Raw genomic sequence first — 944 nt, forward strand, 5'->3', positions numbered from 1 at the left:
GTTGCAGGCTCAAGGTGGCGGCGGCCTCAGGCTCGTTCAGCAGTTCGGGACCGAAGACGATGGCCGACAAGCCTTCGCTCTCGGCACTCAAGCGCGCTTCGCTGGCCCGGGACGCAATGAACTGGCTGCGCAAAGACTGCATCTGCCCGCGCAACGGGGTTTCCTTCAGGCGGATCAATACCTGGCCGGCGCTCACCACCTCGCCATCGCGCACCTCGATCCGCTCGACGATCCCGCCCGCGGGGTGCTGCACCGTCTTGCGGTGCCCCGACACCATGACCTTGCCGGACACCGCCACGCCCTTGTCCAACGGTGCCAGCGCGGCCCAGCCCAGGAACCCGGCAAACCCGCCGAGCACCAGCAACCAGCCCAGGCGCGCGTATTTTTTATCGTCCAGCGCCAGCACGTTGTTCACCGGCGGCACGCTGTTGTCCGTCACAAGCACAGGTCGGTTCATGCTTTTTTTCCTTCACCGAGGCGGTAGCTCATGCTCATCGCCGACACCGGTTTGGGCGGCGCGGCCACCGGTTTCTGCGTGGCCTCCAACACCCGCGCCGTGGGCCCGAACGCCTGCAACTGGCCGTCCCGCAGAATCAGTAATTGGTCCGTCAACGCCAGCACAGGGGTCTTGTGGGTGATCAGCACCAGCGTGCGACGCTGCGCCTTGAGCAAGGTGATGGCATGGAGCAAGGCCTGCTCGCCGGCCTCATCGAGATTGGAATTGGGCTCATCCAGTACGATCAGCGCAGGCACGCCGTACAGCGCTCGCGCCAGCGCGACACGTTGCTTCTGCCCGCCGGACAACCCGGCACCGCCCTCCCCCAGTTGGGTGTCGTAGCCTTGGGGCAACTGCAGGATCAGTTGATGCACGCCGGCCATTTGCGCGGCAGCGAGCACCTTGTCCGAATCCACGGTGCCGAAACGCGCGATGTTGTCGGCGATGC

Annotated in this window: 2 protein-coding genes; both read right to left on the reverse strand. The window is 65.5% G+C overall.

Annotation, left to right across the window (positions count from 1 at the left end; all coding sequences use genetic code 11):
• Positions 1 to 457 (reverse strand): biotin/lipoyl-binding protein (locus HX846_RS30660; RefSeq protein ID WP_178966823.1); only part of this gene is annotated, 457 nt, incomplete at its 3' end.
• A partial coding sequence (locus HX846_RS30665; RefSeq protein WP_178966824.1) for an ATP-binding cassette domain-containing protein occupies positions 454 to 944 on the reverse strand: 491 nt, incomplete at its 5' end. The genes HX846_RS30665 and HX846_RS30660, both read right to left, overlap by 4 nt.

The sequence above is a fragment of the Pseudomonas sp. K5002 genome (assembly GCF_013386655.1).
Lineage (GTDB): Bacteria > Pseudomonadota > Gammaproteobacteria > Pseudomonadales > Pseudomonadaceae > Aquipseudomonas.